Below are 22,738 nucleotides of genomic sequence, written 5' to 3' on the forward strand. Positions count from 1 at the left end.
TCAAGCAAGTCGAATCAGGTATCGAGCTGAAGAAAAGCAAACCGTGGCGAGCAGGCTTGCCCTGCGTTGGGCTGCGCAGCAGCCCAAGCCCGCTATAACTGGCTCACCGAGTCGCCTGATTTGGGGCGGCTTCGCCACCCAACGCAGGGCAAGCCTGCTCGCCACAGTGACAGTGTTCATCCTTGTTTAAAGGGTACCGCCGGTTACTCAAAGACCTTGAAAGCGCTGGCTCCGAAAGCCGCCTTATACCGCGTCCTCCAACAGCAAAACGGTCGCAGGCCCGGCACGAAATGACGGATTGTGCTGGGCCGCTGCGACCATATGAGGGGCGACATGGTGGGCATCCAATGCATCTTTTGAGGCCCACTTTTCAATGAGGACAAAGCTGTCGGGGTTGCCCACCACGGGATGCAGGTCGTAGCGCAGGCATCCGTGCTCGGCCCGCACCTTAGGCGCCAGCGCCTGAAACGCTGCCAACTGCTGCGAGCCCTTGCCGGGCTGGGTATTGATCATCACGACAAGCTGCACTTCATTGGACATGAACACACCGTTGCTTAGGTTGGATAAGGAACGAGCACAGTACTTGAGCCTGATGCCTGGGTGCAAAAAACATAATACACACGCGGTTTTCACGCGGTTTTCACAGTGGCGCGCCTAGCCTGAACTCAGCTCCTAAGTGAACACCTTTTAAGCCCGCGCCCCCATCGTGGGCTTTTCTTTGTCTGATTGGCGGGCGGAACACGACCCGCCAACAACGTGAAGGCATTCACACTTCTGCAACGCCAGTGTTGAAGCACAAAAATTGCCCCAATAGTATTTCCCTCCACCCGGGCGCTCACTCTTATACGGATATTGCTCTGCGCCAGCTCGGGCGCTGACACCTGTGCAGGCAATCAAACATTGAGGTTTGCCATGCGTCTTACCAGACTCGCACCCGCCGCCGCCCTGTTCAGCCTGTTTACCCTGCCCTCCCACGCCGCCGACCTGACGGCCCTGACGGGCGCTCTGTCCTCCGCCCTGGGTGGCAGCAGCAACAACACCGTCAACACCACTACCAACAACGCCTCTTGCCAGCAGCAGATCCGCGACCTGCAGACCAACATCAATGCAGCCAACGCCAAAGGCGACACCTTGCGCGCGACAGCCTTTCAGGCGGCCCTGACGCAAACCAATAAAAGTTGCAGTAACGCGCGTTACAACACACAGGCGCAGGTGGATACCAACCCACAACACCAGCAAAACGTGAACAAGGCTGCGGATGCGATTAATGCTATTGGTGGTTTGTTTAAGTGAGTTGCAAAGTGATGTGAGATGAGCCCGCGGTTGCGGGCTTTTTACGCAGGTGAAACCGATACTCTCTATGCTCGCCATCGTAAGGTTAATCCAATACCCGACGTCCCTCTTCAAGCGAGCATTATTTCACACTTGTCTTTACAAGACCTATGCGCCTGTCATTACCGACATTCAATTTTGCATCCGTCGGAAGCACACTTTTCTTATAGTTTCTGAGGATAGCTTGAGCTGTTTCATTCTCGGGCTCGCGCTCTAGTTTTTTAATTTCTTCCCATCGTTCGTAGGCTTCTTTGATTGTCAAAAAAACCCCTACCAGCCTATCCCCAATGAACAATAGAAATAGCTTCTCTGGAGTTATGTTTGATCGATCGATAGCGCCTACGGCGCAACGTTGTACCGAAACATCCGCCTCAGCGAAATTAATTTCTACGATCGATAAATTTCCATCACTCATAGGTGTCAATCCTTTAGTTATTCAAACGAGGCACCATCGTCATTGATCGCAAGAATATGCGCGCCCTGCTTCAGGCCAAACCACCTCACTTCGGCCTGGCCAAATTCTGCTGCCAAGGTGCCGTCTATGCAGAATTTAACGTTAAGGCCCACGGGATACAAGGCGTTGTTACGCGTAACGACCAGCTCGGCGTCGCTTTTTGTGTAGCCGCATAAACGCGGCTGGCGGGCAGAGAGTCGGCCTAGTCTGCTGATATTGGATTCTGTCGAGGCACGGACATGAATATATAAAGTAGCGACATGACGATAAATCATTGGCTCGAACGATAACGAGCGACCGCCAACCACGCTCTGTGATTACTGGGCGTGGGCGCTAGGAACCCATAGAGTGCATGATGTCGCAGCTTGGGCGATAAGCCAATCATGCTCGCGCTTTGCGAAAGGCCGAGGCATCGTGTAAGAGATCCGAAGCGCAAAGTTATAGGCACTCCTGACTTCGTTTTCGGTAGGCGTTGCTTCTGCCAGTTTTGTGTTGGTTTTGAGTCCTTGTACCGCTCCATGTAGTGCTATCGCCTGTTTGCCGGTGTCAGCGCTTTCCTCCAGGATCTGTACCGCGATAAAGGCCGCGTTCGAGCAACGGTCCATCTTTTCCCACTGCTTCATCTGGGCTTCATCACCGAGTGCGACAGCTGAGGTGAGTAGCGCTAATGAGCCAATCAAAAAACGCATGGTTTTGATCCTTCAAATAAGTGTGTGCACTGATACACCCATCAGGATCAAATTGCCAATACGAATTGCCACCCGCTCACATTTATCAAACCACTCATCCGCTTGCCCCCCTGAAAATATTTAAGGATATTTCAATATGTTATATATAATATTTAATTTTTAAATAACACTAAACGCCTTACTCCTTTATAAGAATGAACACAACAAGAAAACAACGAACACGTGATAAGCCTAGAGCACTCCACACTCAATGTACTCGAAGGAATGTAAACTTATGACTGTCTCAACGAAAAACCTTGTCAATCCAACCACCTCTTCGGCTGGCTTCCAAACAAGTGAAGACTACCAAAGCCTCCAGCATTTTTCACACGCTTATGATCGAGGAGGATTTTATATAAATGGAAAGCCGTCTTACACTGTTGCGCAGGCCGCTGATGAAATAACCCGAGGCGGTTACTATTGGGGTGATAATGACCATAACGGCAAATACAATTTCACCTACAGCTTTCTGACCTCAGAAAGTAAATCCTACGCCGCTGAGAAAGTTTCTGGCTTCGTCGCTTTTAACGCACAACAGAAGTCCCAGGCGGCCCTCTCGTTCCAATCCTGGTCGGACGTCGCCAATATCTCATTCCGTGAATCTAAAAGCGGAGGCGATGCACATATATCCCTGGGCAACTATAGTAATGACCTGCAGCATGGCGGTGCGCGGTCGGCTTTCGCGTTCTACCCAAACAACAGTGGAAACAGTGACGCACTGTTTTATACCAATAAAAACTACCAAGAAAACTTAACGCCCGCGAACGGCAATTACGGCCGTCAAACGCTAACCCATGAAATTGGCCACACGCTGGGACTGCAGCACCCAGGCGCATACGATGCCAGTGTGGGTAAGCCGTCCTATTCGGATGCGAAATATGCCGAAGATACACACGCTTACTCCGTGATGAGTTACTGGAGCGAGAGCAACACCGATCAAAACTTCAGTAAAGGCGGGAGCGAAGCCTATGCAGCCGGCCCGCTGATCGACGACATTGCCGCGATCCAGAAGCTCTACGGCGCCAACTACGCCACCCGCGCCGGCGACACCATCTACGGGTTCAACTCCAATACCGGGCGGGATTTCTACAGCGCCACCTCCAATGCCGACAAGCTGGTGTTCTCGGTATGGGACGGTGGCGGCAACGACACCCTGGACTTCTCCGGTTTTACCCAGAACCAGAAGATCAACCTCAATGAAGCCTCGTTCTCCGACATCGGCGGTCTGGTGGGCAACGTGTCCATCGCCAAGGGCGTTACCCTCGAAAACGCTTTTGGTGGCGCAGGCAACGACCTGATCATTGGCAACAACGCCGCCAACATCATTAAAGGCGGTGCCGGCAACGACATCATCTACGGCGGCGGCGGTGCGGACCAACTGTGGGGCGGCGCCGGCAACGACACCTTTGTGTTCGGTGCCAGTTCCGACTCCAAGCCGGGGGCGGCGGACACGATTTTTGACTTCATCTCGGGATCCGACAAGATTGACCTGTCGGGCATTACCAAAGGGGCGGGCTTGAGCTTCGTCAATGCATTTACCGGGCACACCGGCGATGCGGTTCTGAGCTATGCCTCGGGTACCAACCTGGGCACCTTGGCGGTGGACTTCTCCGGGCATGGCGTGGCGGATTTCCTCGTCACCACCGTGGGCCGGGCAGCCATCAGCGACATCGTGGCGTGATCTAAAGCGCGGCGCTTCGCCGCCGCGCTCCATGACGGAGCAGAAGCTGCTGCGCCTCTCTCAATTGACCGCCGGTGCTTCCCAGGTATTGTTCGTGTTGGCAGGAACCTACGTAATTGTGGGGCTAGAAGTGATTCTGGCCTTTAGACTAATTGTCGTAGAAGTACCACATTACAGATATCACTGTGGCAACCCATCCCAGGGTAAGCAAAAATGATAGACCTGCGAGCCGCTTATCCATGGTGCCCTATCAAAAGTCAGATGAACGCAATACGAACGCCTCCAGTCAGAGTCGTTCAGTGTTCTCAGTGTGCAATGGCACATACCTGGCACACCCGCTGACGATCAGTCCCTGATCGACAGCGTTGGTGATTACCATAGCTCACTCAGGGCGACCCTCAGGAACCTTTTGAATAATCTGGAATCATTGCTGCTTGCTTTTACATCAATCATTCAGCGAGCGCCCCGCATGATCCTGAGAAACACCTTACTGTGCATTGCGCTTGTCGCCGCAGGCTTCCTTGCCGGGTACGCAGCGAAACCCACCCGCGAACTTCAAGTAACAGCCGGCCAACTCATAGAGTGCGGCCGGGTAATCATGCCTACTCTGGGTATGTAAGTGTGATCTCTGCATCAGAAAACTTGACCTTTTCCCCGACCATCGTCCAAGACCAGGCGGTCGAACTGCCGATCAGCCACGCTCCCGTTCCTCATGGGCATCCCAGGCGCTAGCGACGAAGGCTGGCTGGGGGCTCATCCAATCGCAAGCGAGTCTTCAGCCCTGGCTTCGCTGCGCTGTGCGTTTTAGTGGCTGTGGTTGAGCTGATAGCGCTTAACCACTTCTACGGTGTGCGAGGATGAGGTGAAGGCGGTACGCTTATATCTTGTTACAACCATTCGCCCGCAGGACCCGCCCGCAAAGAACTTCAAACTTTTGGACGAGTCCCAATGACAGGCGTGCTTTAACCGTGAGCGCCTGCTGACAACCCATAGAGGTTCACAAAATGAAAATGACACTGCCCGCCCTATTTGTGGGCGTCCTCATTTCGCAAGGAGCGATGGCTGCCGGAGATGGCACAGCCGCCCTTGGAGGCGGCGTTGGTGGTGCACTTGGCAACATCGTAGGTCAACAGCTCGGCGGCTCAACGGGCGCGGCGGTAGGCGCTGGCGTAGGTGGTGCTGCCGGCAGTGCTGTCGGTGCGCAAAAAGGCAATAAAGCGGAAGCTGCATTAGGTGGAGGGATCGGCTCAGCGGGTGGCTCATTGATTGGTAACCGCCTCGGCGGTACAACCGGCTCGACTATCGGTGCAGGTCTCGGCGGCGCTGCGGGTGGCGCACTAGGAAACAACCTGGCGGATGATGAAAGTAATCATCGATCCGATGGTAGAAAGCACAAAGGCAACAACAAACATAAACACAAGAACAAGCATCGTTAGTTTCTGACGCTGTTACATCGAAGCCCGGCCCAGCGCCGGGCTTCTAGTTTCTGGCAGGCGCCTTACTGGCATTTGTCTGCACACAGGCTGTATCAGGCGACAACGTCAAGGCAATCGCGACGTCCTACTGAGCGCAACCTTTCACATCCCTTTCACACTCGGGCGCTTATGGTTACCCCAGCTCCTAGAGAACATCCCTTTAAGCCCGCTACCCCCATCGCGGGCTTTTCTTTGCCTGCGATTTGGAGGACCGAGACTCGCCCTCGCCGCCTTACCCGACGACCGCTATACACGCCCACCTTCAAAATGACACGATAACGCCTCGCCTTCGTAAGCAGGAATACAGGATGTTCAGTCACGTAACCGTTGGGACAAACGATCTTGATAAGGCGTCTACCTTCTACGACGCGGTGCTGATCCCCTTGGGGCTCTGTCGTAGGCCTGTAACCCCAGATGGCGGGCCACCTTCGGCGTGCTGGGTTAAGCCAGACAGCGCGCTCCCGCGCTTTTATGTATACAACCCTTATGACCGCAATAAGGCCGGAGCAGGAAATGGCGGCATGGTGGCTTTCACTGCACCCTCTCCAGATGCGGTAGATACCGCCTATGCAGCTGGGCTTCTTGCGGGTGGATCCGATGAAGGTGAACCTGGCCAACGCCCTCACTATGGTGACGGTTACTACGGTGCGTATCTGCGTGATCCGGATGGCAACAAGGTGCATATCGCTCATCGTGGAGATTTGCATGTGGCGGGATAGGCGTCGCTCACAGTATTGGCTTGAAGCCCGCCATTGCGCGGGCCGAATGTGCTGAATTGACTGTATGACCAGGTGCGCATGGAACACGAGCACATCGCGCAGGACTTCAAGACCGTGCTTCAGGACAAGATTGCCGACCGTGTTCGGCCAATCCGTTGGCACCGACCGCGCCATCCTCCGTAAAGTCTTTGGCTATCCCATGCACCACTCCATTAAAAAGCGACATTGAGCCCCCGTGACAATGGCGCTCATAAATGCAACTACAAATAGCCCCTATCAACGAATCACGCGCGCCGCCATCGCTCTATCGCCCACGTTTCGTATCGGGAATAAGCCAACCAACTAAAAAAACGCTAGCAGGCCCGACGATCCAAGTAACGTTCGTTCCCGGAAAGACAAGTGGCACCACGATAGCAATTGCAAACAGGCCTACTGCTGTCCATAGCTTCCTACTCGGCGTGAACCACTCGCGAAACGCTTCAAGCTTTTTGTTGGCCATTCCGATCTCCCTGACAATCAATCCGAAAAGATTAACACCTCTCTCAAGCGATCGTACCACCGGGTCAACCAGGCGCCAGGCATGACTTGATTGGCCAGAATGTGAAATCGAAGAGGTAGGCCACCGCCGAAGAAGACCAACAGCCGAAGGACTCAGAGCGTGGCGCATGACAGACGATGGTGGTTACTCAGATGACGGCGAATCCGCATGGCATCAGTTCATTGATCTGTGGCGATCTATCGGCGGTAGCGGGAACAACAACCTGTGGGTCTGGGTGGTCGATTTCGAGCGGGTGATATCATGATCCCAGTAGCCCGCTCTTATTCACACACTAGACTCAAACCTTTACCCTGCCCTAAAGCTGCCGTTTGAACCCTTCTACACGCACCTCTATCACGCGCATGCATGTTGTCGATGCTTGGGTTGCCAGTTTTTTCCATCTCGCGCATCGCGGGTCTGCCAGGGTGATTGAGCGCTTCTTCACCTTCGAGGTGCAACTCACGTGGCGTAGTTTTTGCCGCTGGGGGCGATGCTGGTTTGGGCAACTCATTAATGGCATCACCAAAGCGCTGAAGCAACGGCCCTTGCGGCAGTTCCTCAGCTACCACGAACGTTGATATGGCGACGGCCAACATTGCAACGGTGTATTCCTTGAACACTGCAAACATCTCCTCGTTGAGCAGCCTGACCAGATAGCCGAGCAATAAATAACTGATGCTTAGGCTGCCTCGGCGCGACCGAATATCAAATTTTCTGCGAAACACTTCAGCGCTGTCACTTGCGGGACTGTTATCCAAATGTAACCCAAAGTCCCTACATGCCTGCCGGTGAGCAGCGGGCGAGATATCCCCATGCCCGAATTAACGTACGTATCAGTCAGCGGCTGCTGGTTCTTCTGGATTGGCCCTGTCCTGCTCATGGATGGCGAGACGCGGCGGCCGGCCGCTGTTTACCGGAGGAATGGTGCGAGGGGAAAGACGTCCAAATAGACAGAGTTTCGGAACGCCTGGCTTTTCAGCCGATGCCCAGCCCAAACCCCAGAAACGCAAAAGCCCCGCAATCGCGGGGCTTTCGTGTAAATCTTGGCGGGAAACCAGGGATTCGAACCCTGGAGACGCTATTAACGTCCGCCGGTTTTCAAGACCGGTGCATTCAACCACTCTGCCAATTTCCCTTTTGCATCACAGGATTATAGTAGCCCATCCCGTGTCAGCGGGCGCCATAATACCCGAATGAAACACACTGTCAAACTCTTGCCATGGCTTGTTACAGAGCGTCTGTTATGATCCTTGCGACTGAATGTTTCAAAACTGAAGGAGTGTCGCCATGCGCGAACAGAATTACGCACTGAATGGTAACGCGCAGGCTGAGCAGCTTGAAGTCAGCCGCGTGTTGCGCAACACCTACGGCTTGCTCGCCCTTACCCTCGCGTTCAGCGGCGTAATGGCGTATGTGGCGCAGCAGATGCGCGTCGGCTACCCGAATATCTTTGTCGTGCTGATTGGTTTCTACGGTCTGTTCTTCCTGACCAACAAGCTGCGTGACTCGGCCTGGGGCCTGGTGTCGGCGTTTGCCTTGACCGGTTTCATGGGCTTTATCCTTGGCCCGATCCTCAACCGTTACCTCGGCATGGCCGGCGGCGCGGAAGTGGTCAGTTCGGCATTTGCCATGACCGCCCTGGTGTTTGGTGGTCTGTCGGCCTATGTGCTGATCAGCCGTAAGGACATGAGTTTCCTGGGTGGCTTCATTACCGCAGGCTTCTTCGTGTTGCTGGCGGCAGTGGTTGCCGGCATGTTCTTCCAGATCAGCGGCTTGCAGTTGGCGATCAGCGCGGGTTTTGTGCTGTTCTCCTCCGTGTGCATCCTGTTCCAGACCAGCGCCATCATCCACGGCGGTGAGCGTAACTACATCATGGCAACCATCAGCCTGTATGTATCGATCTACAACCTGTTCATCAGCCTGTTGCAGATCTTCGGCATCATGAGCCGCGATGACTGATTTCTGACGCAATAAAAAATGCCCCGTATCGAAAGATACGGGGCATTTTTGTTTTCACGGGATTACTTCCTGGCTCAGTACTGGTTCGGTTCCATTTCCAGATCAACCTTGAAACGCTCGGCAATGTCACGCTGGATGCGCAGCGCCAGGTTGGCAATGTCGTGCCCGGTGGCCGCACCATAGTTGACCAGCACCAGCGCCTGCAGTTTATGCACGCCGGCATCGCCGTCGCGAAAGCCTTTCCAGCCGGCTTTATCGATCAGCCAGCCAGCGGCGAGCTTCATCTGCCCATCGGCCTGCGGGTAGGCCACCAGGTCCGGGTACTGCGCCTTCAGCTCAGCCGCTAACACCTGGGACACCAGTGGGTTTTTGAAGAAGCTGCCGGCATTCCCCAGTTCTGCCGGGTCGGGCAGTTTTTCGCGGCGAATGCTGCAAATAGCGCGGCTGACATCGCTCGGCGTCGCCTCAGTGATGCCCTGCCCGGCCAGGCGCTGCTGCACCGGGCCGTAATCGAGCTTGAGGTGGCTGGCGCGGCTCAAGGCAAAACGCACACGCAGGATCAGCCAGCGCCCGGTTTCGTGCTTGAACAGGCTGTCGCGGTAGGCGAAGTTGCATTCTTGCAGGCTGAAGTCGCGCAGTTCGCCGGTGTGGCGATCCAGCGCGGTGAGGCCGGCAAACACGTCCTTGATCTCTACGCCGTAGGCGCCGATGTTCTGCATCGGCGCAGCACCGACGGTGCCGGGAATGAGGCTGAGGTTCTCCAGGCCGCAGAAGCCGTGGTCCAAGGTCCACAGTACAAACGGGTGCCAGGCTTCGCCCGCTTCGGCCTCGACCACCACGTGTACACCGTCGTCCTGCAGCACCCGAATGCCCTGGGTGGCCATGCGTAACACCACCGCCTGGATATCCTGGGTCAACAGCAGGTTGCTGCCACCGCCGATCACCAACAGCGGTAACGACTGCGCCGCCGCATAGGCCAAGGCTTCACGCACATCGGCGTCGCTGTGGGCCTCGGCAAACCACTGGGCGCGCACGTCGATGCCGAAGCTGTTGAATGGCTTGAGCGATACCTGCGCAAGCACTTGCAAGGTCATAACCGCCCCTTCAATTCGATCACCAATAAATCACAGGCCCGTTCGATCAGGTCCAGGACCCGCTCGAAGCCTTGCTCGCCTTCGTAGTAGGGGTCTGGCACTTCGTCCACTTCGGCGTCATAGCGGCGCAGGAACAAGTCCAGCTCGGCTTTGCCTCGGCCTGGGTGCAACGCCTTGAGGTTGCGCAGGTTGCTGTGGTCCATGGCCAAGATCAAGTCATATCGAGCAAAGTCTGCACGCGAAACCTGCTGGGCACGCTGGGCCGACAAATCGTAACCGCGTACCCGCGCCGCACGCTGGCTGCGCTGGTCCGGCGGGTTGCCAACATGCCATTCACCCGTGCCGGCAGATGCCACTTCAACCTGGCCGGCCAGCCCCGCTTCGCGCAATTTATGGCGCAGCACACCTTCGGCGGTGGGCGAGCGGCAGATATTGCCCAGGCAGACGAACAGAACCTCCATCAGGCCCCCAGCAGGCGGCGGACGCGCTCAAGGTCTTCCTGGGTGTCGACACCGGCCGGCGGTGCTTCCAGCGCGTCGCCCACGTGGATACGCACGCCGTGCCACAGGGCACGCAACTGTTCCAGGGACTCGGTATTTTCCAGCCAGCACGGCCCCCAGCTGACGAAGTCATGCAGGAAACCGGCGCGGTAGGCATAGATGCCGATATGGCGACGGTACGGCACGCCCTGGGGCAAAACGTCGGGCTGTTTGGCGAACGCATCCCGTGCCCAAGGCAGGGTCGAGCGGCTGAAGGTCAGCGCAAGGCCATTGATATCGCTGACCACTTTGACCACGTTCGGGTTGAACAGGGTCTCGATGTCTTCGATGGGCTCGGCCAGGGTCGCCATGCGCGCCTCGCCATGGGCGGCCAGGTTGGCGGCGACCTGATCGATCACGCAGGGCGGGATCAGCGGCTCGTCACCTTGCACATTGACCACAATCGCATCCGGCGCCAGCCCCAGCTGCGTGGCGACTTCGGCCAGGCGGTCGGTGCCGGAATTGTGGTCTTCACGGGTCAGCACCGCTTCAGCGCCGAAACCTTTGCAGGCCTCGATAATGCGCGGGTCGTCGGTGGCAACCACCACGCGTTCGGCGCTGCTTTTGCAGGCCTGTTCCCACACCAGCTGGATCATCGGCTTGTTGCCGATCAATTGCAGCGGCTTGCCCGGCAGGCGCGTGGAGGCGTAGCGCGAAGGAATGACAACGGTAAAGGCGGTGGTCATTTATCCAGGCGCTCATCGGTGGTCAGGGTGCGGGCTTCGCTTTCCAGCATCACCGGGATGCCATCACGGATCGGATAAGCCAGGCCGGCGCCCTTGCTGATCAACTCGGTTTTGTCGGCGCTGAGCTTGAGCGGGCCTTTGCAGATCGGGCAAGCGAGGATGTCGAGCAGTTTGGTGTCCATGAGTATTTCCTGGAAAAAGCGGTTTAAGGCAAGAGTCGGGCAGGCAGCAGGCGCATCAATTGCGTGTCGAACCAGGCCACAAACGCCGGTGACGGCAATGCATCTACTGCAAGGTACCACCAGTCGGGCTGGGCAAAGGCGCGGCACTTCACCGCGTCTTTTTCGGTCATCACCAACGGCAATGACGGTGTGAAATTCAACACCTCTGCGCTATAGGGCGCATGGTCGGCAAACGCATGGGGAATCGGCTGCCAGTGTAGCGTTTCGAGGGTATTGAAGAAACGTTGCGGGTTACCGATACCCGCGACGGCATGGACCCGCTGGCCGGCGGCAAAATGCTCGACCGATTGGCGCTCACCGGTTTTCAAGTTGATCAGCGCCGTGGGTTGCAGGCGAAAGGCAAACCCATCCTCGCGATCGGCCCCGGCACCGTTGTACAACAGCGCATCCACGCTGTGCAGGCGCTCCACCGGCTCGCGTAAAGGCCCGGCAGGCAGGCAGCGGCGGTTGCCCAAGCCACGGGCGGCATCGATCAGCACCAGTTCCAGGTCGCGGGCCAGGCGGTAATGCTGCAAGCCATCGTCGGAGAGGATCAGGTCAAGGGGTTCACTGGCCAGTAAGGCTTTGACGGCGCGGCTGCGGTCTGGGTCGATCATCAGGGGCACGCCACAGCGCTGAACGATCAGCAACGGCTCGTCGCCCGCCACTTCGGCGCTATGGCTGGCCTCGACCCGCCACGGCAACTGCGGTGGCTTGGCACCGTAACCACGGCTGACCACACCGACCCGCAGGCCGCTGCGCCGGCAGTGCTCAATCAGCCACAGGATCAACGGCGTCTTGCCGGTGCCGCCGACGGTGATATTGCCCACCACCACCACAGGCACCGGGGATTGATAGATCTCACCCTCGCCCGCCAGGAAACGCGCGCGCTTGCGCTGCACAACGCGACGGTACAAAGATTCCAGCGGCCGCAGCAGCGCGAGTGCCGGATGGCCCTCGTACCACGCCTTGAGCAAACGATCGGACATGGCCATCAGGGCGGGCTCGCCGCCTCGACGGTGGTCATGCGCAGATGGCTGAAGCCCAGCTTGCCGGCGGCATCCATGGCGGTGATCACGGCTTGATGCTGGGTTTTGCCGTCAGCACTGATGGAAAGCGGCATGTTGGTATCGCCGCCGGACTCTTTCTCCAGGGCGACCATCAGGCTGGCAAGGTCATTTTTTTCGAGCAATTGGTTATTCACCGAAAACACCCCGTCGGCGCTGATGGCAATGTCCAACTGCTTGGTTTGCTGGTCTTCGGCCGGTGAGCCACTCACGGCTTCGGGTAAATCAACACGCAGTTGGGTTTCGCGGGTGAAGGTGGTCGTCACGACAAAAAACAGCAGCAGGATAAAGACCACGTCGATCAGCGACGCCAGGTTGATATCAACATTCTCCCGTTGCTTGCGGCGAAATTTCACGCTCGGCCCTCAACGAAATCGACATCACGATCGCCCTGCACCACTTCCACCAGCTTGATGGCTTCCTGTTCCATGCCGACCACCAGTTCATCGATGCGACGCTGCAGGAAGCGGTGGAAAAACACTGAAGGAATACCGACCATCAGGCCCGCTGCCGTGGTGATCAAGGCCTTGGAAATACCACCCGCCAGGACGGCGGCGTTGGTGGTCATGCCCGAGCCCATGAACGAGCTGAAAATGTCGATCATGCCCAGCACCGTGCCCAACAGACCCAGCAACGGCGCCATGGCCGCGATGGTGCCGAGTGCATTGATATAGCGCTCCATTTCGTGGATGACCCGGGCGGCAGCCTCTTCGATGCACTCTTTCATGATCTCGCGACCATGTTTGGAATTGGCGAGGCCCGCCGCAAGGATTTCACCCAGCGGCGAGTTGGCGCGCAGTTCCTTGAGTTTTTCTTTATCCAGCTGTTTGTTCTTGATCCAGCCCCAGACCTGCCCCAGCAGATGCTCGGGGGTTATGCGACTGGCGCGCAGGGTCCACAAACGTTCGGCAACGATGCCGAGTGCGGCGATGGAGCTCAAGATAATCGGCAGCATCATCCAGCCGCCGGATTTGACCAATTCCCACACAGTGAATGTCCCCTCGAAAAAGTGCGCCACTTTACCATATAGGTTCACCGGCGTGGTTCGTAGGCGCCAGCCCGCCTGTCACAGGCCCAGGTGCTGGGTAAGCCTTTATCACGGTAACGCTTCGCGCCAGAATCGCCGTTGACTGCGCGCAACAACCGGTGGTTTAAAACTGCCCAGTTGCACACGCACGGCACCTTGCTCGGCGCTGTCGTAGACCCGGCTGCCCAGCGCCTGATAACGCGCGGTCACCTGTGGATGGGGATGCCCGAACGCATTGCCACGGCCACGGGAAATCAGCACCGCCTTGGGCGCAAGCCGCTGCAAAAACGCCCAGGATGAGGAACTGCGACTGCCATGGTGTGGCGCTTGCAACCAATCGGTCGGCACCGCCAAGGGCGACGCGAGAAAGGCTTTTTCGGCCGCCTCATCAATATCGCCCGTCAGTAGCAAGCGCTCGCCACGGGCCTGTACCTGCAAGACGCAGGATTTCGGATTGCTACTAGTGGCGCCAGGCCATTGCCACAACTCAAACGAAACGCCATCCCACTCCCAGCGCTCGCCATTGCTACAGGGCTGGGCCGCGATAAAAGCCGGCAGCCCTTCGATCTCCCCGCTGATAACCCGCCCGACGGGCAGCGCACCGGCAACCGCTGCTGCACCGCCGGCATGGTCGGCGTGGGCATGACTGATTACCATCGCATCCAACGCCGCCACCCCAAGTTTTTGCAGCGATGGCAGCACCACGCGTGCGCCCAGGTCAACCGCCCCTGAGCGCGGGCCTGCGTCGTAGAGCATGGCGTGATGGCGCGTGCGCAGGATCACCGCCTGCCCCTGGCCGACATCCAATTGCACCACCTCCACCTGCCCGTGCGGCACCAAGGCTTTAGGTGGGAAAACCGACAACAACAGCATCGGCCAGCCCAGCAGCCGCAGTGGCACGCCTTTGGGTAAGAGCAATAGCACCGCGCCCGCGAGACTGATCAACCAGTAACCCAACGGCACGTCGGCGGGCAGCCACGCGGCGCGAAACCCGGCCAGCAGCGCCAGGCCTGTGAACAGGCCGTCCAACGCGCCACCGGCCAACCACAACAAGCCCTCTCCCACCCACGGCACCACCAACAGTGTCGTGCCCAGCAGCGCCAACGGCAGCACCACCAGGCTGAGCCACGGCACGGCGAACAGATTGGCCACCGGCGCACTGAGGCTGACAGGCAACCCCAGCACCAGCAACACCGGAAACAGACCAATGGCGATCAACCATTGGGGGCGGGTCCAGGCCTGCCAGATACTCCACGCGCCCAGACGCCCGCTGAACGCCAATACCAGCACGGCCACGGCGGCAAACGACAACCAGAACCCTGGCTGCAAACTGGCCAGCGGTTCCAGCACCAGCACAGCATTGAATGCCAGTAATAACGGCCACCACACACCCAAGTGGCGAAACCGCAAACGCCACAGCAGCACCAACCCGACCATCACGCAGGCCCGTTGCACCGGCACACCGAAGCCCGCCAGCAAGCCATAGCCCAGCGCGGCGGCAAATGCCAGGCCGCAGGCCCACGGCAGCCAAGGCAGGGCCCGGGGCCAGCAGCCGTAGCGGGCCAGCCCGGCGACCAGGGCGTAGATCAAACCGGCCAGCAAGCCAATGTGCTGGCCGGAAATCACCAGCAGGTGCACCGTGCCTGTGTCCTGCAACACTCGCCAATCCTCAGGCGCGAGCCCCGAGCCGTCGCCCAGTACCAAGGCTGCCAGCCTCGCCTCGCGGCCCTGGGCATCCACCGCCAGCAGGCGCTGGCGCACGCTGTCACGCCAGGCATGGCGCGCCGGAACCAGGCGCTGACCATCTTTCACTGAGCCGGTGGCACCGATGCGCTGGGCCAGCAGCCAGGCCTCGTAGTCAAAACCCTGAAAATTGAGCAGGCCCGCCGGCCGCTTGAGCGTGACCGCCAGCCGCCAGCGCTCGCCACTGTTAACCGGCGGCCCGCCATGCCAGGACAGCCGGATACGCTTGGGCAGCCGGGCCTTGCGTGACCGGCTGTCGGTCAATTCGAAGCGCACGCCGGTGCTGGTGTTTTGCGGCAACCCGATGACGCGCCCCTCAATCCAGCGAGTCTGACCGTCCAGATTGGGCCTTAGCCGGTCGTCCAACGCCCATTGCGCGCTCATGCACGCCCAGCTCACGCCCATCAGCAAAAACGCCAGCGGATAGGTTCGAAACGGCAGCAGCATCAAGGCCACGACCAACATGGCCAACAGCCATGGGGTGGGCGGCAATGCGGGTAAAAATCGCAGCGACAATAAGCCCATTCCGAACGCGAACATCCCTGTTCTCATGAATCATCCTTTTCCAGTGATCCACTAGTCTTAGTCGGATACCTCGCGCGGCCTCTGATGTTTTGTCACAAAGTCTGAATTTTCTGTTTATAGAATGCGGGCATACTTGCCCCTCGAACTGACCTGGACCCCTTATGCCCCGGCGCTTATTCAAACGGTACATGCCCGACCCCACGAGTATCCGGGAACACAAGTCCTTACGATTTCTCGGCAAGTTGCTGCATGACCCAAACCTCTGGCACCTGAATCGCCATTCCGTCGCTCGCGCAATGGCAGTGGGCCTGTTCGCGGCGTTTATCCCGATTCCGTTGCAGATGTTATTGGCGGCGGTCCTGGCGATCGCCGTGCGCGGCAATATGCCGATTGCAGTGAGCCTGGTGTGGCTGACCAACCCGATCACCATGCCGGTGGTGTTCTTCTGCACCTACCTGACCGGCGCCTGGCTGATGAACACGCCGCCGCGCAGCCTGCCCGACAACCTGACCTGGGAGTGGATCAGCAGCCAGCTGGGCACGTTGTGGCAGCCGTTCCTGTTGGGTTCGGTGGTGTGCGGGCTGGTGTTGGCCGCACTGGCTTACTGCCTGACGATGGGTTATTGGCGCTGGTGGGTCGCGCACCAATGGAAGAAGCGCAAGCAACGGCGCGGCTGAAGGCTAGCGCGCCGGCAGCCGCAGGTGCACGCACAAACCTTGCGCGGTGTTTTGCGCCCACAACCTCCCGCCCTGGCGCTGTACGGCATTGCGCGCGATGCTCAAGCCCAGGCCAAAACCGCCATCACCGGGCCGCGAACCTTCCAGGCGGGTGAACGGCGCAAAGATGCGTTCCAAGTCCTGCTCATCAATACCGCCGCCCTCGTCTTGCAGCCAGATATGCCAGGCATCGCCCTCGCGACAGCCGTCCAGCGTCACCCGCCCCTGGGCGGGGGAATGCCGGATGGCATTGCGCAGGATATTTTCCAGGGCCTGGGCCAGCGCATTCAGGTTGCCGCGCACCCAGCAGTCGGCGGGCAACAGGCACGGCAAACGCGCTGCTGGCCAATCACTCTCATAACAGGCGTTTTCCCGCAGCATGTCCCACAAGGCCTGAAGCTGGATGGCTTCCTCGGGTAACGGCGTTCGCTCGCTGTCCAGCCAGGCCAGTTGCAGGCTGTCTTCCACCAGGCGCTGCATGGCGTCAATCTCGCGGCCCAGGCGCTCGCGCAACTGCGTCAGGTCCTGCTCACTGTCACAGGCCACGCGCAAACGGCTCAACGGCGTGCGCAGTTCATGGGACATGTCCCGCAATAACTGTTGCTGCAACTCCACGGTGCCCTGCAAACGCTCGGACATGTGGTCGAAGGCGCGGCCCAGCTCACCCAATTCATCCTGGCGGCTGGTGGCCTCGCGGGACATACGCGTGTTCAATTGATCGGCGCGCCAGGCGTTGGCCTGCTCGCGCAACTGGTTCAAAGGCATGATCAACAGCCGGTAAAGCCCCACGCACAGCAACAAGGTAAACAGGCCGGGGATCACGCCGTTGGTCACCACGCGCCAGAACACCTGATAGCGCCCCGGCATAAAGCGCTTGGGCAATTCGATCACCAGCGAGCCGGCGCCAGGATCGACCGGGAACGGGATTTTCACCCAGGGCAGGCCTTTGACATGCCGACTGACCGGCCACTCCAGCCCGCGCAGAAAGGTCAGGCGCTGGCTTTCCTTGTCGCTCAGCGGCATGTTGCTCAGCGACTGCAGGTCGTTGCCGATCACCCCGATCCAGGTGGATTCGCGCGTGCCCATCAGTTGCAACCAGGCGTCCACGCCCGCACTGCCCTGGGTACTCCAGGCCAGTTCCGCGCCTGCGGCATAGCCGCGCAGAATGTCGCGCGATTCCTCGGCCACGTAGGCGTTCTGCTCTTCCATGTAGCGGCCCCAGGACCAACTGAGCCAGATCATCAGCAAACAGAAGGCGATCAGCAGGCAAGCGAGCTTCCAGAATAACGAATGCCGGCCGGGCAGCCGTTTAAACCCCTTCATCATGGCCACTCAGCACATAACCTTTGCCCCACACCGTGCGCACTTCGCGCTCGCTGTAGCCGATGGCCTTGAGCTTGCGGCGGATCTGGCTGATATGCATGTCCAGGCTGCGGTCGTGGGGCGCGTAGCCGCGCTGCAACACATGCTGGTAAAGGAAGGCTTTGCTGAGCACTTCGTCGGCGCTACGGTGCAAGGTCTCGAGCAGGCGATACTCGCTGCGCGTCAGCCCGGCCGAGTGTTCTTGAAAGAACACGTCGTACAGTTCATCGTCAAAACGCAGGCTGCGCGCATCGTCGCCTGTCGGTAAACGCAGCGGCAACGGCCGTCGGTCCAGGGCCACGCGGCGCAGAATGGCTTCAATGCGCACGCGCAGTTCGATCATGCTGAACGGCTTGGGCAGGTAGTCGTCCGCGCCCAGGCGAAAACCGCTGATGCGGTCGGCTTCGGCGCCCAGCGCCGACATGAGGATGACCGGCATCGCATGGTCCTGGCGCAAATGGGTAAGAATCGACAAACCGTCCATGCCCGGCAGCAGGATATCCATCAACACCACGTCGAACGCCTGGTCACGTGCCATCTGCAGGCCCTGTTGGCCGTTCTGGCACCAGGTGACCTGAAAGCCACAGCGGCCCAGGTGCTCATGCACATAGGCACCCAATACCGGGTCGTCTTCAATGGTCAGGATAGTGGGTAGGCCAGCTGCGGGATTCATTAGCGTCTGCAAGTCATTCTCAATCGCTGATTATTCAAGATTAAACAGTGACAGGCAATCGCCACCCGGCTGCCGATGGCTCGGGGATTGCTCTCGGAGATTGACGTCGATCATTAATTTGCGAGGTTCCACACCGCGCAAATGGCTACACTGCGCAGGTGGCGCGGACCGGATGCCCGCGCAGATCATCGAAAACAGTGTGGTAGCAGGAGAGTGGCGTGCTTAGAAGAATGGGGATAAAAGGCCGCGTACTGTTGCTGACCTTATTACCGACCAGCCTGATGGCCCTGTTGTTGGGGGGCTATTTCACTTGGATGCAGCTGTCGGAGTTGCAGACCCAATTACTGCAACGCGGCGAAATGATCGCGGAGCAATTGGCGCCGCTGGTGGCCCCGGCGTTGAGCAGCAAGAACACCGACCTGCTTGAACGCATCGCCACCCAGTCGCTGGAGCAACCGGACGTGCGCGCAGTGTCGTTCCTGGCACCGGACCGCTCGTCCCTGGCCCACGCCGGCCCGACCATGCTTAACCTCGCGCCGGTCGGCAACAGTTCGCACCTGTTGCAGCGCAGCGGCAATGACGCCACGCGCTACCTGCTGCCGGTGTTCGGTCGGCATCGCAACCTCGCCGGCGAATTGATCCCCGACGAAGCCGACCGCCTGCTGGGCTGGGTCGAAGTGGAACTGTCGCACAATGGCATGTTGCTGCGCGGCTATCGCAGCCTGTTTGCCAGCCTGCTGCTGATCGCCATCGGCCTGATCTGCACGGCCGCCCTGGCGTTGCGCATCAGCCGCACGATCAACTCGCCCATCGGCCAGATCAAGCAAGCCGTGGCCCAACTCAAGGACGGCAACCTCGAAACCCGCCTGCCACCCTTGGGCAGCCAGGAACTGGACCAACTGGCCTCCGGCATCAACCGCATGGCCGAAACCCTGCAAAATGCCCAGGAAGAACTGCAACACAGCATCGACCAGGCCACCGAAGACGTGCGCCAGAACCTGGAAACCATCGAAATCCAGAACATCGAGCTGGACCTGGCGCGCAAGGAGGCCCTGGAGGCCAGCCGGATCAAGTCGGAGTTCCTGGCCAATATGAGCCATGAAATCCGCACGCCGCTCAACGGCATCCTGGGTTTCACTCATCTGCTGCAAAAAAGCGAGCTGTCGCCGCGTCAGTTGGATTACCTGGGCACCATCGAAAAATCCGCCGACAACCTGCTGGGCATCATCAACGAGATCCTCGACTTCTCGAAAATCGAAGCCGGCAAGCTGGTCCTCGACAGCGTGCCCTTCAACCTGCGCGACTTGCTCCAAGACACCCTCACGATCCTCGCCCCAGCCGCCCATGCCAAACAGCTCGAGCTGGTCAGCCTGGTGTACCGCGACACGCCGCTGGCGCTGGTAGGCGACCCGTTGCGCCTCAAGCAGATCCTTACCAACCTGATCAGCAACGCGATCAAGTTCACCCGCGAAGGCACTATTGTGGCCCGCGCGATGGTCGAAGACGAACAGGAAGACAGCGTACAACTGCGCATCAGTGTGCAGGACACCGGCATCGGCCTGTCGAACCAGGACGTGCGTGCGTTGTTCCAGGCCTTCAGCCAGGCCGACAACTCGTTGTCGCGCCAACCCGGCGGCACCGGCCTGGGCCTGGTGATTTCCAAGCGGCTGATCGAACAGATGGGCGGTGAGATCGGCGTGGACAGCACACCGGGCGAAGGCTCGGAGTTCTGGATCAGCCTGAGCCTGCCCAAAACCCGCGACGACGCCGAAGACCTGCCCTCGCCGCCGCTGCTTGGCCGTCGCGTGGCCGTGCTGGAAAACCACGAGCTGGCGCGTCAGGCCCTGCAACACCAACTGGAAGATTGCGGCCTGGAAGTGACACCGTTCAACACCCTGGAAAGCCTGACCAATGGCATCACCAGCGCGCACCAGACTGAACAGGCCATCGACCTGGCGGTGCTCGGCGTCACCGCCAATGACATTCCGCCCGAACGCCTCAACCAGCATCTATGGGACTTGGAACACCTGGGCTGCAAGGTGCTGGTGCTGTGCCCGACCACCGAACAGATGCTGTTCAACCAATCGGTGCCCAACCCCAACAGCCAATTGCAGGCCAAACCTGCGTGTACGCGCAAACTGCGCCGCGCATTGGCCGACTTGATCAGCCCGCGTCCATTGCGCAGCGAACCCGGCGAACCGCTGTCCAGCCGAGCGCCGCGCGTACTCTGCGTGGACGACAACCCGGCCAACCTGTTGCTGGTGCAGACTTTGCTCGAGGACATGGGCGCCAAGGTGCACGCGGTCGAAAGTGGTTATGCGGCCATCGACGCGGTGAAGCAGGAAACCTTCGACCTGGTGCTGATGGACGTACAAATGCCCGGCATGGACGGGCGCCAAAGCACCGAGGCGATCCGCCAGTGGGAAAGCGAGCGCCACGGTACGCCGCTGCCGGTGGTCGCCCTCACCGCCCACGCCATGGCCAACGAGAAACGCGCGCTGCTGCAAAGCGGTATGGACGACTACCTGACCAAACCCATCAGCGAGCGGCAGTTGGCCCAAGTGGTGTTGAAATGGACCGGCCTGGCCCTGCGCAATCAAGGCCCGGAGCGCGCGACTGACGGCTTGGCACCCGGCGTGCAACTGCTGGTACTGGATCATGAGGAAGGCCTGCGCCTGGCGGCCAACAAAGCCGACCTGGCCGCCGACATGCTTGCGATGCTGCTGGCTTCGCTGGAAGCCGATCGCCTGGCGATTACCGCCGCCCGTGAAGCCAAAGACAACAATGCGCTGATCGAACGCGTGCATCGCCTGCATGGCGCCACCCGCTACTGCGGCGTGCCGCAATTGCGCGCCGCCTGCCAGCGCGCGGAAACCTTGCTCAAGCAAGACGACGCCAAGGCCATCGCCGCGCTGGATGAACTGGACATGGCGATTGCGCGGCTGGCCAGTGAGGCGCGGGTCAGTGCCTGAGGCTCCTCCAGGCTGGTGTTGACCTGGCTTGTGTGGGAGCTGGCTTGCCTGCGATGCGGGCAACTCGGTCTGCCTGCTCACCGCGTTGATGCTATCGCAGGCAAGCCAGCTCCCACAAAAAGCCCGGCGCCCACATCGGCCTACTTAAAACTCAGTGACTGCAGGGAGCATTTTTAATGCGCGTCATTCTTTTCAGCAGCCAGACCTACGACCGCGACAGCTTTCTCGGCGAGCCGCTGCCCGCAGGTGTCGAGCTGCAATTCCAACCGGCCCGCCTGAACCTCGACACCGTGGCCCTGGCCGAACACCACGAAGTGGTCTGCGCCTTTATCAACGATGACCTCAGCGCACCAGTGCTGGAACACTTGGCCGCCGGCGGCACGCGCCTGATTGCCTTGCGCTCGGCCGGTTACAACCATGTCGACCTGGCCGCCGCCCAGCGCCTGGGCCTGAGTATCGTGCGCGTACCGGCCTACTCGCCCCACGCGGTGGCAGAGCACGCCGTCGCGCTGATCCTGGCCCTCAACCGTCGCCTGCACCGCGCCTATAACCGCACCCGCGATGGAGATTTCAGCCTGCACGGGCTCACCGGTTTCGATTTGGTTGGCAAGACCGTCGGCGTGGTCGGCACGGGGCAGATCGGCGCCACCTTTGCCAAGATTATGGCCGGGTTCGGCTGCCAGTTACTCGCCTACGACCCCTTCCCCAATCCGCAGGTCCAGGCCCTTGGCGCCCGCTATGTGAGCCTGCCCGAGCTGCTGGCCCAGGCGCAGATCATCAGCCTGCACTGCCCACTGACCGCCGACAGCAAACACCTGATCAACGCACGCTCCCTGGCACAGGTGCAGCCTGGCGCCATGCTGATCAACACCGGACGCGGTGGCCTGGTGGACACGCCTGCGCTGATCGACGCCCTCAAGAACGGCCAACTCGGCTACCTGGGCCTGGATGTGTATGAGGAAGAGGCCCAGTTGTTTTTCGAGGATCGCTCCGACCTGCCGTTGCAAGACGACGTACTCGCACGCCTGCTGACCTTCCCTAACGTGATCATCACCGCCCACCAGGCGTTCCTGACCCGTGAAGCACTGGCGGCGATTGCCGGCACCACGCTGGCCAACATTGCCGCGTGGGCTGACGGCCAGCCGCAGAACCTGGTGCAAGGTTGATCAGCGGTCATATACCAGGCTCATGATAGGCCGGCACCCGTGATAGGATGCCGCGCCTATT

General features: G+C 59.4%; 23 protein-coding genes and 1 tRNA gene. 8 read left to right on the top strand and 16 right to left on the bottom strand.

Annotated elements, in window-relative coordinates:
• Positions 1-243 precede the first annotated feature (243 nt).
• Positions 244-540: a putative quinol monooxygenase gene (locus K0H48_RS11160; RefSeq protein ID WP_219267512.1), complete on the bottom strand. Its 297-nt coding sequence runs from the start codon at positions 538-540 to the stop codon at positions 244-246.
• Positions 541-912: 372 nt separating this feature from the next.
• On the opposite strand from K0H48_RS11160, the gene K0H48_RS11165 reads away from it, so the two are divergent.
• Positions 913-1,293 carry a DUF1090 family protein gene (locus tag K0H48_RS11165; RefSeq protein ID WP_219267513.1) on the top strand — a complete coding sequence of 127 codons (381 nt, stop codon included), beginning with the start codon at positions 913-915 and terminating at the stop codon, positions 1,291-1,293.
• Between the two features lie 121 nt (positions 1,294-1,414).
• Here K0H48_RS11165 and K0H48_RS11170 read toward each other — a convergent pair whose 3' ends face one another.
• Genes K0H48_RS11170 through K0H48_RS11180 form a run of 3 tightly spaced genes read right to left on the bottom strand, consistent with a single transcriptional unit; the run spans position 1,415 to position 2,475 of the window.
• On the bottom strand, positions 1,415-1,747 hold the full coding sequence (locus K0H48_RS11170) for a hypothetical protein (RefSeq protein ID WP_219267514.1): 333 nt from the start codon (positions 1,745-1,747) through the stop codon (positions 1,415-1,417).
• 17 nt (positions 1,748-1,764) lie between these two features.
• Entirely contained in the window at positions 1,765-2,061 is a 297-nt protein-coding gene (locus K0H48_RS11175; RefSeq protein WP_219267515.1) for a hypothetical protein, read from the bottom strand.
• Between the two features lie 42 nt (positions 2,062-2,103).
• A complete protein-coding gene (locus tag K0H48_RS11180) occupies positions 2,104-2,475 on the bottom strand; it encodes a hypothetical protein (protein ID WP_200431798.1) in 372 nt (123 codons plus the stop codon).
• Positions 2,476-2,749: 274 nt separating this feature from the next.
• Between K0H48_RS11180 and K0H48_RS11185 the strand changes: the two genes are divergently transcribed.
• From K0H48_RS11185 to K0H48_RS11195, 3 genes are all read left to right on the top strand, one after another.
• The gene (locus K0H48_RS11185; protein WP_219267516.1) at positions 2,750-4,195 is read left to right on the top strand and encodes a serralysin family metalloprotease; all 1,446 of its coding nucleotides are present in this window, start codon (positions 2,750-2,752) and stop codon (positions 4,193-4,195) included.
• Positions 4,196-5,199: 1,004 nt separating this feature from the next.
• Positions 5,200-5,631 carry a hypothetical protein gene (locus K0H48_RS11190; protein ID WP_219267517.1) on the top strand — a complete coding sequence of 144 codons (432 nt, stop codon included), beginning with the start codon at positions 5,200-5,202 and terminating at the stop codon, positions 5,629-5,631.
• 347 nt (positions 5,632-5,978) lie between these two features.
• The gene (locus K0H48_RS11195) at positions 5,979-6,389 is read left to right on the top strand and encodes a VOC family protein (RefSeq protein WP_219267518.1); all 411 of its coding nucleotides are present in this window, start codon (positions 5,979-5,981) and stop codon (positions 6,387-6,389) included.
• A gap of 819 nt (positions 6,390-7,208) precedes the next feature.
• Here the strand turns inward: K0H48_RS11195 and K0H48_RS11200 are convergent.
• Positions 7,209-7,685 (bottom strand): hypothetical protein, encoded by a 477-nt coding sequence (locus tag K0H48_RS11200; RefSeq protein WP_219267519.1) that lies wholly within the window; start codon positions 7,683-7,685, stop codon positions 7,209-7,211.
• A gap of 286 nt (positions 7,686-7,971) precedes the next feature.
• A tRNA-Ser gene (locus tag K0H48_RS11205) sits at positions 7,972-8,062 on the bottom strand.
• Between the two features lie 152 nt (positions 8,063-8,214).
• Between K0H48_RS11205 and K0H48_RS11210 the strand changes: the two genes are divergently transcribed.
• Positions 8,215-8,886, top strand: a complete 672-nt coding sequence (locus K0H48_RS11210) for a Bax inhibitor-1/YccA family protein (RefSeq protein ID WP_058419884.1) — start codon at positions 8,215-8,217, stop codon at positions 8,884-8,886.
• A gap of 74 nt (positions 8,887-8,960) precedes the next feature.
• Here the strand turns inward: K0H48_RS11210 and murB are convergent, their stop codons facing one another.
• From murB to K0H48_RS11250, 8 genes are all read right to left on the bottom strand, one after another.
• Entirely contained in the window at positions 8,961-9,980 is a 1,020-nt protein-coding gene (gene murB / locus K0H48_RS11215; protein WP_219267520.1) for a UDP-N-acetylmuramate dehydrogenase, read from the bottom strand.
• A complete protein-coding gene (locus K0H48_RS11220) occupies positions 9,977-10,441 on the bottom strand; it encodes a low molecular weight protein-tyrosine-phosphatase (protein WP_219267521.1) in 465 nt (154 codons plus the stop codon). The genes murB and K0H48_RS11220 overlap by 4 nt, the downstream gene beginning before the upstream one ends.
• Complete coding sequence (kdsB, locus tag K0H48_RS11225) at positions 10,441-11,205, bottom strand: 3-deoxy-manno-octulosonate cytidylyltransferase (RefSeq protein WP_219267522.1); 765 nt, start codon at positions 11,203-11,205, stop codon at positions 10,441-10,443. Before kdsB ends, K0H48_RS11220 begins: the two co-directional genes overlap by 1 nt.
• Positions 11,202-11,387 (bottom strand): Trm112 family protein, encoded by a 186-nt coding sequence (locus K0H48_RS11230; protein ID WP_003174668.1) that lies wholly within the window; start codon positions 11,385-11,387, stop codon positions 11,202-11,204. The genes kdsB and K0H48_RS11230 overlap by 4 nt, the downstream gene beginning before the upstream one ends.
• Before the next feature lie 23 nt (positions 11,388-11,410).
• Positions 11,411-12,421, bottom strand: a complete 1,011-nt coding sequence (gene lpxK, locus K0H48_RS11235) for a tetraacyldisaccharide 4'-kinase (protein ID WP_069787177.1) — start codon at positions 12,419-12,421, stop codon at positions 11,411-11,413.
• Positions 12,421-12,849 (bottom strand): biopolymer transporter ExbD, encoded by a 429-nt coding sequence (locus tag K0H48_RS11240; protein WP_219267523.1) that lies wholly within the window; start codon positions 12,847-12,849, stop codon positions 12,421-12,423. Before K0H48_RS11240 ends, lpxK begins: the two co-directional genes overlap by 1 nt.
• Positions 12,846-13,481, bottom strand: coding sequence for a MotA/TolQ/ExbB proton channel family protein (locus K0H48_RS11245; protein ID WP_016969293.1), 636 nt, complete (start codon positions 13,479-13,481; stop codon positions 12,846-12,848). The genes K0H48_RS11240 and K0H48_RS11245 overlap by 4 nt, the downstream gene beginning before the upstream one ends.
• A 108-nt stretch (positions 13,482-13,589) precedes the next feature.
• A complete protein-coding gene (locus K0H48_RS11250; protein ID WP_219267524.1) occupies positions 13,590-15,815 on the bottom strand; it encodes a DNA internalization-related competence protein ComEC/Rec2 in 2,226 nt (741 codons plus the stop codon).
• Between the two features lie 134 nt (positions 15,816-15,949).
• Here K0H48_RS11250 and K0H48_RS11255 point away from each other — a divergent pair, with 134 nt between their 5' ends.
• On the top strand, positions 15,950-16,465 hold the full coding sequence (locus tag K0H48_RS11255; RefSeq protein WP_138814977.1) for a DUF2062 domain-containing protein: 516 nt from the start codon (positions 15,950-15,952) through the stop codon (positions 16,463-16,465).
• A 3-nt stretch (positions 16,466-16,468) separates the two neighbouring features.
• On the opposite strand, the gene K0H48_RS11260 is transcribed toward K0H48_RS11255, so the two are convergent.
• Positions 16,469-17,827 (bottom strand): sensor histidine kinase, encoded by a 1,359-nt coding sequence (locus K0H48_RS11260; RefSeq protein ID WP_219267952.1) that lies wholly within the window; start codon positions 17,825-17,827, stop codon positions 16,469-16,471.
• On the bottom strand, positions 17,814-18,539 hold the full coding sequence (locus tag K0H48_RS11265) for a response regulator transcription factor (RefSeq protein ID WP_219267525.1): 726 nt from the start codon (positions 18,537-18,539) through the stop codon (positions 17,814-17,816). Before K0H48_RS11265 ends, K0H48_RS11260 begins: the two co-directional genes overlap by 14 nt.
• A gap of 218 nt (positions 18,540-18,757) precedes the next feature.
• On the opposite strand from K0H48_RS11265, the gene K0H48_RS11270 reads away from it, so the two are divergent.
• Both K0H48_RS11270 and K0H48_RS11275 read left to right on the top strand, forming a co-directional pair.
• Positions 18,758-21,511, top strand: coding sequence for a response regulator (locus K0H48_RS11270; RefSeq protein WP_200431811.1), 2,754 nt, complete (start codon positions 18,758-18,760; stop codon positions 21,509-21,511).
• 176 nt (positions 21,512-21,687) lie between these two features.
• The gene (locus K0H48_RS11275; RefSeq protein WP_219267526.1) at positions 21,688-22,677 is read left to right on the top strand and encodes a 2-hydroxyacid dehydrogenase; all 990 of its coding nucleotides are present in this window, start codon (positions 21,688-21,690) and stop codon (positions 22,675-22,677) included.
• Positions 22,678-22,738: the final 61 nt, after the last annotated feature.

Source organism: Pseudomonas sp. Xaverov 259 (assembly GCF_019352915.1).
In the GTDB taxonomy this organism is placed as follows: Bacteria; Pseudomonadota; Gammaproteobacteria; order Pseudomonadales; family Pseudomonadaceae; genus Aquipseudomonas.